Genomic DNA, 13,766 nt, shown 5'->3' with positions numbered 1-13,766 from the left:
GTAATGACGAGACCGCCCACCTTGTGTTTGAAGGTTCTTGCCCGGCAACGGCTGGGGTCAGAGCGTTGGCAGCGGACTTTGGGAGGGTGCGGTGCGCGGAGGCAGTCGCGTGCAGAGTGTCGCCATCGAGATCGCCTCGGAGTTCTTGGCGTGGTTCCTCGATAAAGAGCAGCCGGGTCGGTTCCAGAGCATCGAGCAGGTCTTCGTCTCATGGGGATCGGCTGACGAACTCCCCGAGATGAGAGCGCTGATAAGGCCCTGGCTCCGGCCCGGCGACCCTGAAAGTCGGAATACGCCTCCCCGCTGGTTTCACGGACAAGGTGCCGACCGATGGGATGCTCGGAACCGGGGGTTCAGCGGCGACGTTCTTGGCGCCACCTGTTGATCTCCCGCAGCCCGTCCTCGGCCAGGGAACCACCCGTGGGACGTGGCATGATGGCCCACAAAATGCAATAGATCAGGAGCCCGGAACCGGCACACATCATGAGCAGAGCGAGCACCAGACGTACGGTCCTGGATTCGTAGCCGGTCGCTTCGGCGATGCCTCCGGCGACGCCTGCGATCCACTTGTCAGAGTCTGAACGAACTACTGTCATCATTTTTTCCTTTCGTTGGTTTTCCTGTTTCTGGGGGAACGTCCGAGGATGATCATCAACCCCAGCGACCCCGCCACCAGCAGCACGCCGGCGAACAACATCTTCATGGGGACGAAGAATCCTTGGCCGAGGGCGGCCCAGGCGGAGATTGCCGCGAAACCGATGACGATCACTCCCGTGACCATGGTCGGAACATCCAGCCGTTTCATGAGGGATACTCCACTTTCACGTCGGACAAGTACCCGTCTATGAGCAACTGGATTCCCCGGGTCTCGGGATCGCGCTCCCGGGCAGCGGTGCCCTCGGGCCAGGACACGTCGATTGCCCAGGCTCGCACGTAGCGGTGGGCCGGTGGCCTCGGCAGTATGATGCGAACCTGGCTCATGGCGGTTCGCACATGAACGAACGCGGGGCTGTCCGCGGGCAGGTGCCGGAGATCCACCACTGCTTCATCGGTCATCGTGAACTGATAGTCGAAACGCTCCTGGTCGGAACGGGCATCAACAGAGTTCGCGGCCACCTCCACCTCGACGGTGGCAAAAGCAGCGGTGGTGGCGGCGAACATGACTGCGAGCAGCAGCAATGCTGCAGGGAGGCGACGACTGCGCACCAGCAGCCCCCAGCCGAGGATCATGACGCCGACGACTCCGAGGACGATGGAGAAACCCAGGAGGGGATTGTCCAGCAGATCAAACACGACGACACCAGTGGCCGTGAGGTATCCGACGAACAGCACCAGCCCCGCGCCGAGCCAGGAACACTGTCCGCGTTCGGGGGGCTGGGGTTCAGGGGTCTCGGGGGCGTAGAGATCCACGACGGGGAGCTGGGGATCAGCCTCGGCAGCGGGCTGCTCCCGATCGGAGAGGGGGATGCTAGGGGAAACCGGGTGCTTGCGGGGCTCCCGCCAGCGGCGATACAGCACCAGGGCTAGCAACGGAAGCAACAACACGGAGGACAGTGAGGACAGCATCTGTGAGACCGCGGCCACCACCAGGGTGGAGCTCAGGACGATGATGGTCCATTGGGTCCGGAGGCTCCAGGTGCTGAACGCGGGAAGCAGCCGATGGATGAAAGCCTGACGTCCAGTGCGCGGGGTGAGCAGGACTCCCCAGCCGTATGCGATAACACCCACCCCGCTCAGTGCGGAGGTCAGGATGAAGAGGATGCGTATCAGCAGCGGATCAATCCCGAAACGAGAGCCGATGGCCCGGCAGAATCCGGGAGTGAGACCGCCGGCCGGGCGGTCCAGATGAGCGAGCCGTGGGTGCAGCGCTCCCAGATCCACCAGTTCGTTCATGTCTCCAGTCTTACCCCTGAAGCGGTGAGCGGCCATCAGGACTTCCCCTGAGGTTGTCCTTGAGGAGCCCCGAAACCCGGTGAGCGGGGTGGCGTGGTGATTCCCGGCGTGTCAACCTTGAAGGGTCATGACTTCCGACCCATCCATCGCGAACGATCCCCCACAGCTGCAACGTGACCTTTCCCAGAAGGCGATAGCCGGAGTGGCGAGTGGGATCGCTGCACATCTGCGGTTGCCCGTGCTCTGGTTCCGGGTGGCTTTTGTGCTGTTGGTGTTCTTCAACAGCTTGGGGATGTTTCTGTACGGGGTGTTGTGGGCCCTGGTGCCTGCGGGCGAGCGTGAGGAGGCGCCCGGACTCGCGGGGGCGACCCGGGCCAGTATGCGACCGCAGCGGGTCGAGCGGCGGATCGATGCAGGAATGCTCTTCTCCGCCGGGGCGCTGATAGCCGGGGTGTTGTGGGGGATGATCCCTGGCGAAGACACCGACACTGGTCGGGGGATGTCCCTGTTCTGGCCGTTTCTGCTGGCGGGCGTTGGCGTGGTCCTGATCTGGGTTCAGGCTGACGGGGGCGGTTTGAAGACAGGCTCCCTGGGTAAGCGATCCGGATCGCGAGTCAGGACGATTGCCAGCGTCGCACGGCTCGTCGGTGGATTGATTCTGGTGGGTTTTGGGACCAGCTGGCTTCTCGCATCCCAGTTCGGCTGGGAGGGCCTCCAGACGGTGGTTGCTGCAGCCGTCGCGCTTCTCGCGGGGGTGGCCGTCGTCATGGCTCCCTGGCTGCTTCGTCTCTGGTCGCGGGTCAGGACCGCGGATCGGGAGAGGTTGCGTGCCGAAGCACGGACCGACATGGCCGCCCATCTGCACGACTCCGTGTTGCAGACCTTGGCCTTGATCCAACGCCAGGCCGATGACCCTGTCCGGGTGGCCTCGCTGGCGCGTCGTCAAGAACGGGAGTTGCGCACCTGGCTCTATGGGGAGGAGACCCGGGCACAGGCCCTCAAGGGCGCCCTGGAGCAGCTGCGCATCGATGTCGAGGAGCGGTTTCCGATCGCGGTTGAGGTGATTTGCGTGAGCGACATGGATCTCGATGAGGCATCCATGGCGCTGGTGCAGGCCGCACGGGAAGCCGTCATGAACGCTGCCAAACATTCTGGCGCCTCCCGGGTCGACGTATTCGCCGAGGTCGAACCTGAAAAGGTTGAGCTGTTCATCCGGGATCGTGGCTGCGGATTTGATGAGGCGATGATCCGCCCGGACCGCCAAGGCGTGAAAGAATCAATCAGGGCGCGAATGGAGCGTCATGGAGGGACGGCCCGGATCCGAACGGCGCCGGGCGAAGGTACCGAGGTCAGGTTGGAGCTGATTCGATGAACCAGGAGCAGAGCAAACCGCTGGAAGAATTGCGTGTGGTGCTCGTGGATGATCACGCCATGTTTCGCGCCGGGGTGCGCCACGAGATCGGGAAAATGTGCCAGGTGGTGGGAGAGGGACACGACGTGGTGTCGTCGGTCACCTCGATCCTGGAGACGAAACCCGATGTGGTACTGCTCGACGTTCACCTGCCAGGTGGCGGCGGAGCCGAGGTGATCAAGCAGGTCACAGCGAAGGCGCCCGAAGTGAAATTCTTGGCACTGTCGGTCTCCGATGCCGCGGAGGATGTGATCGGCGTGATCCGGGCCGGTGCACGAGGATACGTGACGAAGTCGATCTCGTCGGAGGAACTTGTCGAGGGGATCCAGCGGGTGGCTTCCGGGGACGCGGTGTTCTCACCGCGACTGGCAGGATTCGTGCTCGATGCCTTTTCCGGAGCCGTCGACATCTCCAGCATTGATGAGGAACTGGACCGACTCAGCTCTCGGGAACGTGAGGTGCTGAAACTGATTGCCCGTGGCTATTCGTACCGTGAGGTGGCGCGGGAGCTGTTCATCTCAATAAAGACAGTGGAAACCCACGTGTCGTCAGTGCTGCGGAAACTCCAATTGAGCAACCGGCATCAACTCACCAAGTGGGCTACGGACCGGCATCTGGTGTGAATCGGAAATCTGCGGCTTTCGAGACGTGGTTCGCGGGATCCCCCTTCAGGGTGCTCCCGCGAACCACGTCTCCTAATATCAGGCCTTGCGTTTCTTGAGCCAGCCCTGTACCGCCAGGATGATGACGGCTCCAACCACGGAGAAGATCAGGCCGCGAATGGAGAAGATCCCGTGGTAGGAGGAATCGAAGATCAGTTGACCGAGCCAGCCGGCGAGCAGTGCGCCGAAGGCGCCGAGAGCGGTGGTGGCCACCCAGCCGCCGCCCTCCTCGCCGGGCATGATCGCCTTGGCGATGGTGCCGCCGATCAGACCGATGATGATGTATGCGATGAAAGTGAGCATGTGTCAAGCATGCCTTGTTGCAACGTCGTAGACCATCAGGTGATCCCCCGGTTCGTCCCTGCGTGTCGTTCAGAACAGCGGACGCCAAGGACTGAGCAGGGATTCTGCGAGTTTCTTCCACCAAGGGCGACGGTGCCATGCGTCAGCTGTCAATTCCACGGTGTTGTCCTCGTCTACGGCGAAGATGTGTTCCATGTGGGTGGCCACGTCGCGGTCGGTGATCTCGAGGTTCGCCTCGTAGTTGCCCCACAGGCTCAGGCGATCCAGGTTCGCGGTTCCGATGGTGGACCACGTGCCGTCGATCACCGCGGTTTTCGAATGCACCATCGCGCCCTGATAGAGGAACAACCGGATGCCAGAGTTCAACAAGTCGGTGTAGAAACCCCGCGACAGCCAGTCCGCTACGGCGTGATTGGAACGGTCGGGAACGATGATCCGGACGTCCACCCCACGTTTCACAGCGTCCCGGAGTGCGGCCACCAGATCGTCATCGGGGATGAGGTAGGCGTGGGTCAACCAGATGCGTTCGGTGGCGCGATCGATGGCCTCGAGGTACATGTTTCGGATCGGGTAGACCTGAATCCGTGGGACGTTCCGGTGCACTTTCAACGGAGAATTCCAGCGACGCTGCTGATCGTTGGGGAGGGTTGGTAGTCCCTGCCTGCTGGCGTTCTGGTTCCAGAAATCAACGAAGGCGTTCTCCAGTTCAGCAGCCCCGGGGCCAATCACGCGAACGTGGGTATCGCGCCACTGCTGCGCGTACAGCTTGCCGATGTTGTAGCCGCCGATGAATCCTTTTTCGTGGTCGACGATCAGCAGCTTGCGGTGGTCGCGTCCCCATGTTCTCGGCGACCAGGGTTTCGGGAAAGCCGGATGCCGGAGCGCGAGCACCCCCTCAGGCATGGTAAAGAAACGACGCGGCACCACAAGATTCGCGAAATCATCCCAGATGACGTTCACTTTGACGCCACGGGCAGCTGCTCTGCCAAGCGCATCCTTGAAAGCCTCTCCCACCTCGTCGGACTTCCAGATGTAGGTTTCGAAGTTCACCACATCCCGGGCGCCATCAATGGCGGCGAGCATGTCCCGGTAAAGTTCTTCACCGAAGGTATAGACGGTGATTTCATCCTGACCGACGGTCACCGGTGTGGCAGGGGAGTAAGGAAAACGTCGCAGCTTTCGGTGCTTCTTTCGCAACGACTCTCGACCGGTGATACCGATCATGAAGGCGATCTGCGCCAACAGCAGGCCGGCACTGATCCGTGGAATCGCGACACGGAGGAATCTCAGGACTCGCCTCATGACGGCCAAGCCTATTACGGTGATGACACGATGTCTGACTCCCTCTTCCCCGATCTTGCCGCCGTTTTCGCGCCCGACGAGGCGACCGTCGCCACACCTTCTCCGCGGGGGGCTGCGCGGGCTGTTGATGAGAAAGAACTGCTGGCGGGTTTGAATGAGCAACAGCGGGCGGCTGTCATTCACGCCGGTTCCCCGGTGCTGGTCGTGGCGGGTGCAGGTTCCGGCAAGACAAGGGTGCTGACCCGGCGGATCGCCCATCTGGTGGGGGTCCGGGGGGTACATCCCGGTGCGGTGTTGGCCATCACCTTCACCAACAAGGCAGCTGCCGAGATGCGAGAGCGGGTGGCGGAGCTGGTGGGCAATCGGGCCACATTGATGTGGGTTTCGACCTTCCACTCGGCCTGCGTGCGTATCCTGCGTTCCGAGATCGACCGCTTCGGCATCACCAAGTCCTTCTCCATCTATGACGACACCGACTCCAAGCGTCTGCTGTCTTTGGTGATGCGGGACCACCAACTCGATCCGAAACGATTTCCGGTGCGCGCAGTGATGAACGCCATCAGCGGTTGGAAGAACGATCTGGTGGATTTTGAGGCTGCGAAGGAACAGGCCGCCAGCCCGGTGGAGAAGACCAACGCCGAGGTCTATGAGGACTATCAGGAACGGCTGCGGGCCGCCAACGCCCTCGACTTCGATGACCTGATCATGACCACCGTGCACCTGTTCCAGGCGTTCCGTGAGGTCCGGGAGAAATACCGCCGAAGGTTTCGCCACGTGCTGGTGGACGAGTACCAGGACACCAACCACGCCCAGTATGCGCTGATCCGTGAACTCTGTGGACACACCACCCCGTCGGCCACGGGAACTTTGACGGTGGATCCGGCCGAGCTGATGGTGGTGGGCGACTCGGACCAGTCCATCTACGCCTTCCGGGGGGCCACGATCCGCAACATCCTCGATTTCGAGAATGATTTTTCGGGTGCCAGGACGATTGTGTTAGACCAGAATTACCGCTCCACCAACACTGTGCTGCAGGCCGCGAACGCGGTGATCGCCAGAAACCGAGGGCGCCAGGAGAAGGCGTTGTGGAGTGACCTGGGGGAGGGCGCCCCGATCGTCGGCTGGGTGGCTGATACCGAACACGATGAGGCACAGTTCGTGGCGGGGGAGATCGACCGGCTCGTCGATGATGGCCGTGCGCGCTACGGCGATGTCGCGGTGTTCTACCGGACCAATGCCCAATCGCGTGCGCTTGAGGAGGTTTTTATCCGCGTCGGGATGCCTTACCGGGTGGTCGGTGGGGTGCGGTTCTACGAGCGCAGGGAGATCCGCGACGCCATCGCCTACCTTCGAGCTATCGCCAACCCCGCCGACGACGTGTCGGTGCGGCGAATTCTCAACGTTCCCAAACGCGGCATTGGTGACCGGGCCGTGGCGGCGATCTCGTCGCTGGCCGGCGCGGAACGCATCTGCTTCTTCGAGGCCCTTTCGCGCAGCGAGGATGCACCAGGCCTTGCAACCCGTTCGATGAAACAGATCCGTGGTTTCGTGGACCTGATCGAACGGCACCGCGTGAAAATGGCCCAGGGCGATCCTGCCGACGAGATCCTCACCTCGGTGCTCAGTGACTCCGGGTACCTTGCAGAGTTGCAGAATTCCACCGATCCCCAGGACGAGACGCGTCTGGAGAACCTGGAGGAGCTGGTGAACGTGGCGGCAGAGTTTGTGGCGGCTACGACTGCTGTCGATCTCGACGAGGAGAGTGACTCCGGGCTGGCAGCGGGAATGCCCGAACCTGATGCCTCGTTGCCTGCCTTCCTGGAGCGAATCGCACTGGTGGCGGACTCCGACCAGGTTCCGGATGGGGAACAGGGGCAGGGAGTGGTGACCCTCATGACCCTGCACACCGCGAAAGGCCTGGAGTTCGACACCGTGTTCCTCACCGGTATGGAGGAGGGCGTGTTCCCCCACATGTGCGCCATGGAATCGCAGGACGAGCTGGAGGAGGAGCGCCGACTGGCCTATGTCGGCATCACGCGGGCTCGCACACTGTTGCACCTGTCTCGTTCCACAGTGCGGGTCACCTTCGGGCAACCGAGCTACAACCCACCCTCCCGTTTCCTGGAAGAGATCCCAGCAGGGCTGATGGACTGGCGTCGTCTCGGTGAGACCCCGACCACGTGGGCCGCCAGCAACGCGGAGCGCAGGTCACGCACCAGAGAAACAATGAGTTTCGGGACCGGAGGCGGGAAACGCCCGACGGTCAGTGACCTGGCGGTCGGAGACCGTGTAGCCCACACCGCTTTCGGGCTCGGAACGGTGCTGGCCGTCCATGGGGCCGGTCTGAAGCAACAGGTGGACGTGGATTTCGGGTCGGCAGGGAAGAAACGTCTCGCCATCAGTCACGCGCCCATGGAGAAACTGTAGGGAATCGAACAACGGGGTTCCGAGCTGATGCGCGGAACCCCGTGAACCGAGAAAGAACGCAGAACCGTCAGCGGATGGTGACGCCTTGGCTGCGAAGGAACTCCATGGGATCGGTGGCCTTGTAGACGTCACCAGGGGTGGTACCTGCCGGGTAGTACTCGAAGTGCAGGTGAGGTCCGAAAGAACGACCCGTCTGGCCAACGTACCCGATCAGATCGCCGGCCTTGACCGCCTGCCCTGGTTTCACCACAACTTGCGATTGGTGCGCGTACAGGGTCATGCCACCGTTCAGGTGCATGATCACCACGTTGTTACCCGCCCAGGAAGCAGCGGTGGGACTCAGCACGATTCCGGACGCGGCGGCGTAGATGGGGGTTCCCACCGGTGCCGGGAAGTCCTGCCCCGTGTGGTACCGGGCCCAGGCGCCGGTTTGCCCGAAGGTGGAGCCGATGGAGTAGTTCTCCTTGAGCGGCATGGAGCCGCCCCCGGCGGAGGCCGCTGCCAGATCTTCGGCGGAGATCTGAGATGTGTCGACCCCGGCCTTCTTCAGCGACTCGCGCGCCGCGTTGAGACGTTCCTCGGCCTGTTTCTTCTCAGCCTCGATCTTTTCCGCCTGCGCGGCAACAAGTTTGAGGTCGGACTCGATCAGCTGCTCGCGTTCAGCCGCGGTCTCATCCGCGCTGGTCTCCAAAGCATCGTCATGGGATGACTTGAGAGAGGCATCGTGTTCCTTGGCGTTCTCATCCGCGACGGCTGAATCCAGGTCGCCGCGCACCCCGGAGCGGGAGGAAGCGCCGGAGTTGCCAAAACCCTGTTCCACGGCCTGTGCGGCGGCCTCCGGAACGGCGGCGTCGCTGGCCACTTGATCGGAGACAGACTCGTTCCCCGATGTGCGGGAGTACCACGCCCAACCGAACAGGGTCCCGACTGCGAGCAAACCGGCAAGACCGGAGGCGATTGAGACCCTCCCGAAGCGCCGACGCCGTCTCGTCGGGGACGTCGTGGAGATCTCTATGACGTCGTTTGTGTCCGACTGCTCACCGGGAAAGTCGAAAGGATCGACCTCGACCATGGCCCTTTTTGGCGTACTGGCCTTTTCCGTGTGATTCAAGGCTGTGTCTCCGCTCTCGATGGACGTCCGAAACAAACCTTAGCAATTCTCAGTATGCTCTCAAAATCAAGTTTCGAGTCGGGTCAACGTACGACTCGACCGCGTGGCGATCGTGTTCCCATCCCTGCTTTCAGGTCTGGCTCGCTAGCCCTGTGCGGTGCGCTGGCCGAGCCGCGTAGCCAGGTTCGTGAGCTGTTCCGCAGTGAACTGGGTTTCCCCGACGCCGGTGAACAGCAGATAGCTGACGGCTGTGCCGGATCTAGCGACTATCAATTGATACGGTCGCTGGGTGCCGTCGTCGGCTATCTGTTGTTTCACGTCGAAGAGTCGAGCCGCTACGGCCGGTCCATCACTGCCGTCAGTGGTTACGGGGCTCAGCTCCGTGACCTTGGCCGCCGCGACCCTCTTGGCGCAGGAGGCTATGTTCTCCGAGAGCAGATCCCCAAAGGCGGTGGCCGCGGCCTCGTCAGCGAAGGTGAAACGGTACTGGGTGATGCCGAAAACCTTGAAGGCCTCGTCGGAGGAGCCGACCGTGTAGGAGCGTTGCTTGCGGTCGGTGGGGCCCTGCTCGCTGGTCAGATTCACGCCCTCGCAGCCCATCCCGGAGAGCTCCACCTCCCTCGGGCTGCTGCTTCCTTTCCAGTCCAGGTGCCCCGGGGCGATGATCGGGATGTCGTTGGAGATCAGCCAGCCCGGCGGGTTCGCGGCGGGTGGAGCGGCCGGCGTGACTGTGGGAGTGGTGGGGCAGGTACCGGCAGCGGCCTCGCAGGTGGCGGTCAGGGGGCGCTGCAGGGCGCTCGCCGCGCCTGTGGGGTCGACGGCGCTGTTATTGCGTGCCACGTCGAGCAGGTTGATCACCTTGCCCGTGCGCACCAGCAGAATCGTGTGATGTTGGGCGCTGCTCTCCTGAAGGACGCTCAGCTGCAGCATCTCGTCGCCGAGCCCGGCCACAGTGGAGGAGCCGGTGATCAGAGCAGGAGTCGCGGAGCAGGAGGCCAAGGATGTGGCGCGCTGCTCATAGATCTTCTTGGCGGTCTCCTCGTTGGCGTACGCGTCGATCTGGTGGATGAGGGCCAGCTTGTCCTCCTGCTGGGTCCCAAGGGCGCGTTGAAGGGCTGCAGTCGTGTTGATCTCCGCAGGGTCAGGCGCCAGACAGCTCACTTTCTTGCGAAGTGACTCTTTACCCTTCTCCGTGACTGTCTGGGTGATGCTCCAGCTGGCAGTTGGTTCGATGAGGCCTGCATCCGAGGGGTCGAGAAGCGAAGCCTCCGTGAGATTGACCGGGGTGCTGTCGGTTTCCGAGGAGCTGGGGTTGGCGTTGCTGGCGGCTGGACCGGGGGCATTCATGCGCGATAGCACGAAGATCCCGCCTGCCAGTAGGACGGCCGCGGCGATGGCCGTGACCACCCATGTGGTGAGCATGCGCTTGTGATGTGCGATCCAACCTTGTGAAGTAGCGGAGTCTTCGCTTCGTTCCTTCTGGGAATTTGCCTTCCAGGGCTTGTCCGTTTCCGGCTCGGGATCTGCGGCCCGGGCCGGGGAGCGATGCGTTGTGGTGCGGGGTTGCTCGGATGCCCGGGTTGGCGGGGAGAGTTGATCGGGCCAGCCTCCCCAGGAGGATTCCGGTTGTTGGCTCTGGTGTTGGAAATCCAGTTTGGAGGGTGCGTACCGGGTGGGCGGGGTCGTGGCATGCACTGTGGTGTCGGATACCGATTCCCGTCCTGCAGGAGTGGTTTCGTCATTGAGCCCATCCCACCGCATTGCTCTTCTGCCGGCCCCTGAACCCGGCATGGCGCGTCGTTCCGTTCCTGGGAGAACCGGTGCAGGAACGGCGCTTTCCTCGAAGGATGTGGCGGGGCGAGTGAACGGCGAGTCGATGTCGTCAGCGGCGCCGCGTCGGGCCCGGCCTGCATGTCCGCTACGTGTATCGTCGACGCCGTCCGGCTGGGCATTATCCGCCGAGAAGGCCCTGCGGGGACGTTGCTTGCCGGAGTCAGTCATGTTCACCTCCACGCGGATGACGAACCGCCACCAGGGCGGTATCTCACTGGTACAGGGTACCCATGACTTCGGTGATCTGTTGGATCAAGGAAGGAGGCTGGTGTGGCGGAACGCGGTTCTCGGCATCGGATGATAGCCGTGGATGTGGACGAGGCCGCACGCGTGGCGAGGCCCCAGGTGACCATTCCGTGGTTCGTGTTGGCCCCGGTGGGGGCGCTTGCGGTGGCGGCCGCGGGGTGGTTGCTGATGGCGGGTCCTGCCGCGCTCGGTTGGCTGACCTCCCCGGAATCGCAGCTGGCTGATGCGCTCGGGCTTGCCTCCCGGGTGTTGTTGCTCGCTAACGGGGCGGTGACCACGATCGGAGGGCAGTCAGTCAGCATCGCGCCGCTCGGTCTGGCCCTGGCACTGATTCTGCTCGGGGTCCCGGTCGCAGGGTTGGCAGCCCGCGCTGCCATCGACGAGACCGATGACCTGCGAGGACTGGTGCTGCGGGTCGGGGGCGCCTATGCGGGAACCTACATCGTATTCATCACCCTGATCGCGTTTTTCGTCCCGGAGACGTCAGTGATCCGGGCCTTCCTAGGGAGCGTGCTGATCGGGGGGATCTCCGGTTTCTGGGGAGTAACGCGTGCCGTCGGGTACGACCCCTGTGAACGATGGCCCGTGCGGGCGCGGTCGTTTCCGCGGGGGATCGGGGTGGCTGCCCTCATCTGTGTGGGAACCGGGGCAGCCCTGCTTTCGGTTGTGCTCATCCTGGGACGCGAGCGTATCGCCGCGATCGCCGACGGCCTAGGTGGCGATGGCACGGCGGGGATCCTGCTGATCGTCATCCAGCTGGCGTGGCTCCCGAACCTGGTCATCTGGGCCATGGCCTGGGCGCTGGGGGCGGGGGTCACCCTGGGAGAGGGGACGCTGCTCGACATGAACGGGACCAGTCTGGGGTTTCTGCCCTCGATTCCCGTGTTGGGAGCTGTCCCAGATCCGGGACCGGTGCCCGAGCTGGCCTGGCTGTGGTTGCTAGGCGGAGTGCTCGCAGGCGTCCTCGCGACCCTCGTCGTCACACTCAACCGCTCCTCCGAGCGGTTCTACGAGACCTCCATGACCGGTGGGATCGCGGGAATCCTCACGGGGGTGCTGCTGTTCGTGCTCGCATGGTTCGCTTCTGGCGGATTGGGGACGCAGCGCCTTGCCCACGTGGGGGTCCGACTTGGCGGTCTGGCGATCACCGCTCCCTGCATTCTCGGGCTGGTCGGGCTGGTGACAGGACTCGTGGTGGGGCTTGCCAGACGGGAGTGGCCGACGTGGCGTCGAAACTGTGCCGAGACCGGCCAGGACAGTTCCATGCAGCGGGGTGGGGAGGAGGAACAGACGCTACGCCGGTAGCTCTTCGTGAGGGCGCCGCGGCTCGTGGGAGCAGAAGGGCTCTTCCGCCAGAAAATCACCCGTCATCGCATAGGCGCGGGCTCGTGAGCCGCCGCAGAAGGAACGGTACGAGCAGATGCCGCACTTGCCCTTGAGCTGGCTGCGGTCACGCAGTGTCGTGAAAAGCGGAGAGTAGCGGTAAACCTCCTCGATGTCGTCGGTTCGGACGTTGCCCGCCTTGATGGGCAGGAAGCCCGAAGGGTAGATGTCTCCGATGTGGGAGATGAACATGAAGCCGTCACCGTCGTTGACGTTGCGGGCACGACCGATGCCATCCTGCTGCGAGTAGTGCATCCCGGAGGTCAGTACGTCCATGTCGGTGTCCGCCCCGGCCCGTGCCTCGGCTCGTTTGCGCTGCATGACGACCCGCGAGTACTGGGGAGCGGCGGTCGCCTTGATGTCGAAGGAAGCGGTCTTGGACAAATCGTAGAGTTGGTTGAAAACGGCCTCGAATCCTTCGGCTGAGGCGACGTCCTCCTTCTTGGCCCGCCCCATCGGGACCAGGAAGAAAACTTCCCAGAAGACGATTCCCAACTCCGTCATGAGCCGGCACATGTCCTCCATGTCGTTGAGGTTGGCCTTGCGCACCACCGTGTTCACCTGGGTGGTCAGGCCGATCTCCTGGGCTTCGCGGAGGATGCGCAGGCCGTGGGCGAAACTGCCTTTCACGCGGCGGAACTCGTCGTGGATGGTCGCGTTGGAGCCGTCGAGGCTGACAGCCAGTCGGCTCAGGCCTGCGTCCTTGAGAGCCTGGAGCTGCTCGCGCGAGGCGAGCGACGTAGTGGCGGGGGTGATGGCCATGCGCAGCCCGATGTCGGCGCCGTGCCGCACCAGATCGATGATGTCTGGGCGTTTGAAGGCGTCCCCACCGGAGAAAACGAACACTACGCGCCCGAACTTTCGGACGTCGTCGAGGAGCTTCAACGCCTCCGCGGTGGTCAGTTCGTTTGGGTTGCGCAGTGGCTGTGCGGAGGCGCGGCAGTGGCGGCAGGCCAGATCGCAGGCCTGGGTGGTCTCCCAGATCACGATGAACGGGGCCTGGTCGAAGTCCAGGTTCGGGCGGGCGCCGAAAGGTTTCCCGTGAGGATGTCCGGGCCGGTGCGAATGGGGATGCGGCATACCTCGACGCTAGCGGATACTGTGTTGGCGTGTTTGCGGGACCGTGTGTCGCCAACCAGTCAATGGGTCTTGTCGGGGTGTGGCTTCACCGTGTGGGAAGAAGTCTGGTGAAACT

General features: G+C 63.2%; 12 protein-coding genes. 4 read left to right on the top strand and 8 right to left on the bottom strand.

The genetic code is table 11. The annotated features are described in order from the left end of the window. Positions 1-353 precede the first annotated feature (353 nt). The 3 genes from V7R84_RS09850 to V7R84_RS09840 are packed head-to-tail and all read right to left on the bottom strand — an operon-like array spanning position 354 to position 1,893. On the bottom strand, positions 354-596 hold the full coding sequence (locus V7R84_RS09850) for a PspC domain-containing protein (protein ID WP_338568422.1): 243 nt from the start codon (positions 594-596) through the stop codon (positions 354-356). Continuing rightward, on the bottom strand, positions 596-805 hold the full coding sequence (locus V7R84_RS09845) for a hypothetical protein (protein ID WP_338568419.1): 210 nt from the start codon (positions 803-805) through the stop codon (positions 596-598). The genes V7R84_RS09850 and V7R84_RS09845 overlap by 1 nt, the downstream gene beginning before the upstream one ends. After that, positions 802-1,893 carry a PspC domain-containing protein gene (locus V7R84_RS09840; RefSeq protein ID WP_338568416.1) on the bottom strand — a complete coding sequence of 364 codons (1,092 nt, stop codon included), beginning with the start codon at positions 1,891-1,893 and terminating at the stop codon, positions 802-804. Before V7R84_RS09840 ends, V7R84_RS09845 begins: the two co-directional genes overlap by 4 nt. Before the next feature lie 127 nt (positions 1,894-2,020). On the opposite strand from V7R84_RS09840, the gene V7R84_RS09835 reads away from it, so the two are divergent. Together V7R84_RS09835 and V7R84_RS09830 are read left to right on the top strand one after the other, a co-directional pair. Further along, complete coding sequence (locus V7R84_RS09835) at positions 2,021-3,265, top strand: PspC domain-containing protein (RefSeq protein ID WP_338568414.1); 1,245 nt, start codon at positions 2,021-2,023, stop codon at positions 3,263-3,265. Beyond that, complete coding sequence (locus V7R84_RS09830) at positions 3,262-3,927, top strand: response regulator transcription factor (RefSeq protein ID WP_338568412.1); 666 nt, start codon at positions 3,262-3,264, stop codon at positions 3,925-3,927. The genes V7R84_RS09835 and V7R84_RS09830 overlap by 4 nt, the downstream gene beginning before the upstream one ends. A gap of 78 nt (positions 3,928-4,005) precedes the next feature. Here the strand turns inward: V7R84_RS09830 and V7R84_RS09825 are convergent, their stop codons facing one another. Together V7R84_RS09825 and V7R84_RS09820 are read right to left on the bottom strand one after the other, a co-directional pair. Continuing rightward, positions 4,006-4,269 (bottom strand): GlsB/YeaQ/YmgE family stress response membrane protein, encoded by a 264-nt coding sequence (locus V7R84_RS09825; RefSeq protein ID WP_338568409.1) that lies wholly within the window; start codon positions 4,267-4,269, stop codon positions 4,006-4,008. A 69-nt stretch (positions 4,270-4,338) separates the two neighbouring features. Continuing rightward, complete coding sequence (locus V7R84_RS09820) at positions 4,339-5,571, bottom strand: phospholipase D-like domain-containing protein (protein WP_338568407.1); 1,233 nt, start codon at positions 5,569-5,571, stop codon at positions 4,339-4,341. A 30-nt stretch (positions 5,572-5,601) separates the two neighbouring features. Between V7R84_RS09820 and pcrA the strand changes: the two genes are divergently transcribed. Next, positions 5,602-7,998, top strand: coding sequence for a DNA helicase PcrA (gene pcrA / locus V7R84_RS09815; RefSeq protein WP_338568405.1), 2,397 nt, complete (start codon positions 5,602-5,604; stop codon positions 7,996-7,998). Between the two features lie 67 nt (positions 7,999-8,065). Here the strand turns inward: pcrA and V7R84_RS09810 are convergent, their stop codons facing one another. Continuing rightward, on the bottom strand, positions 8,066-9,109 hold the full coding sequence (locus V7R84_RS09810) for a M23 family metallopeptidase (protein WP_338568404.1): 1,044 nt from the start codon (positions 9,107-9,109) through the stop codon (positions 8,066-8,068). Between the two features lie 144 nt (positions 9,110-9,253). Next, positions 9,254-11,110, bottom strand: a complete 1,857-nt coding sequence (locus tag V7R84_RS09805) for a hypothetical protein (RefSeq protein WP_338568402.1) — start codon at positions 11,108-11,110, stop codon at positions 9,254-9,256. A 102-nt stretch (positions 11,111-11,212) separates the two neighbouring features. On the opposite strand from V7R84_RS09805, the gene V7R84_RS09800 reads away from it, so the two are divergent. Next, positions 11,213-12,493 (top strand): DUF6350 family protein, encoded by a 1,281-nt coding sequence (locus tag V7R84_RS09800; RefSeq protein ID WP_338568400.1) that lies wholly within the window; start codon positions 11,213-11,215, stop codon positions 12,491-12,493. Here the strand turns inward: V7R84_RS09800 and V7R84_RS09795 are convergent. Beyond that, complete coding sequence (locus tag V7R84_RS09795; protein ID WP_338568398.1) at positions 12,482-13,651, bottom strand: TIGR04053 family radical SAM/SPASM domain-containing protein; 1,170 nt, start codon at positions 13,649-13,651, stop codon at positions 12,482-12,484. The genes V7R84_RS09800 and V7R84_RS09795 overlap by 12 nt on opposite strands. Positions 13,652-13,766 lie beyond the last annotated feature (115 nt).

It is taken from the genome of Arachnia propionica (assembly GCF_037055325.1).
Classification (GTDB): domain Bacteria; phylum Actinomycetota; class Actinomycetes; order Propionibacteriales; family Propionibacteriaceae; genus Arachnia.
The sequence above is the reverse complement of the archived record's forward strand: the minus strand, read 5'-3'. Positions and strand labels throughout refer to the sequence as shown.

Excerpts from the sequence above, each read along its gene's own strand:
- V7R84_RS09850 (WP_338568422.1), bottom strand. The coding sequence starts at position 596 with ATGACAGTAGTTCGTTCAGACTCTGACAAGTGGATCGCAGGCGTCGCC.
- V7R84_RS09845 (WP_338568419.1), bottom strand. The coding sequence starts at position 805 with ATGAAACGGCTGGATGTTCCGACCATGGTCACGGGAGTGATCGTCATC.
- V7R84_RS09840 (WP_338568416.1), bottom strand. The coding sequence starts at position 1,893 with ATGAACGAACTGGTGGATCTGGGAGCGCTGCACCCACGGCTCGCTCAT.
- V7R84_RS09835 (WP_338568414.1), top strand. The coding sequence starts at position 2,021 with ATGACTTCCGACCCATCCATCGCGAACGATCCCCCACAGCTGCAACGT.
- V7R84_RS09830 (WP_338568412.1), top strand. The coding sequence starts at position 3,262 with ATGAACCAGGAGCAGAGCAAACCGCTGGAAGAATTGCGTGTGGTGCTC.
- V7R84_RS09825 (WP_338568409.1), bottom strand. The coding sequence starts at position 4,269 with ATGCTCACTTTCATCGCATACATCATCATCGGTCTGATCGGCGGCACC.
- V7R84_RS09820 (WP_338568407.1), bottom strand. The coding sequence starts at position 5,571 with ATGAGGCGAGTCCTGAGATTCCTCCGTGTCGCGATTCCACGGATCAGT.
- pcrA (WP_338568405.1), top strand. The coding sequence starts at position 5,602 with ATGTCTGACTCCCTCTTCCCCGATCTTGCCGCCGTTTTCGCGCCCGAC.
- V7R84_RS09805 (WP_338568402.1), bottom strand. The coding sequence starts at position 11,110 with ATGACTGACTCCGGCAAGCAACGTCCCCGCAGGGCCTTCTCGGCGGAT.
- V7R84_RS09795 (WP_338568398.1), bottom strand. The coding sequence starts at position 13,651 with ATGCCGCATCCCCATTCGCACCGGCCCGGACATCCTCACGGGAAACCT.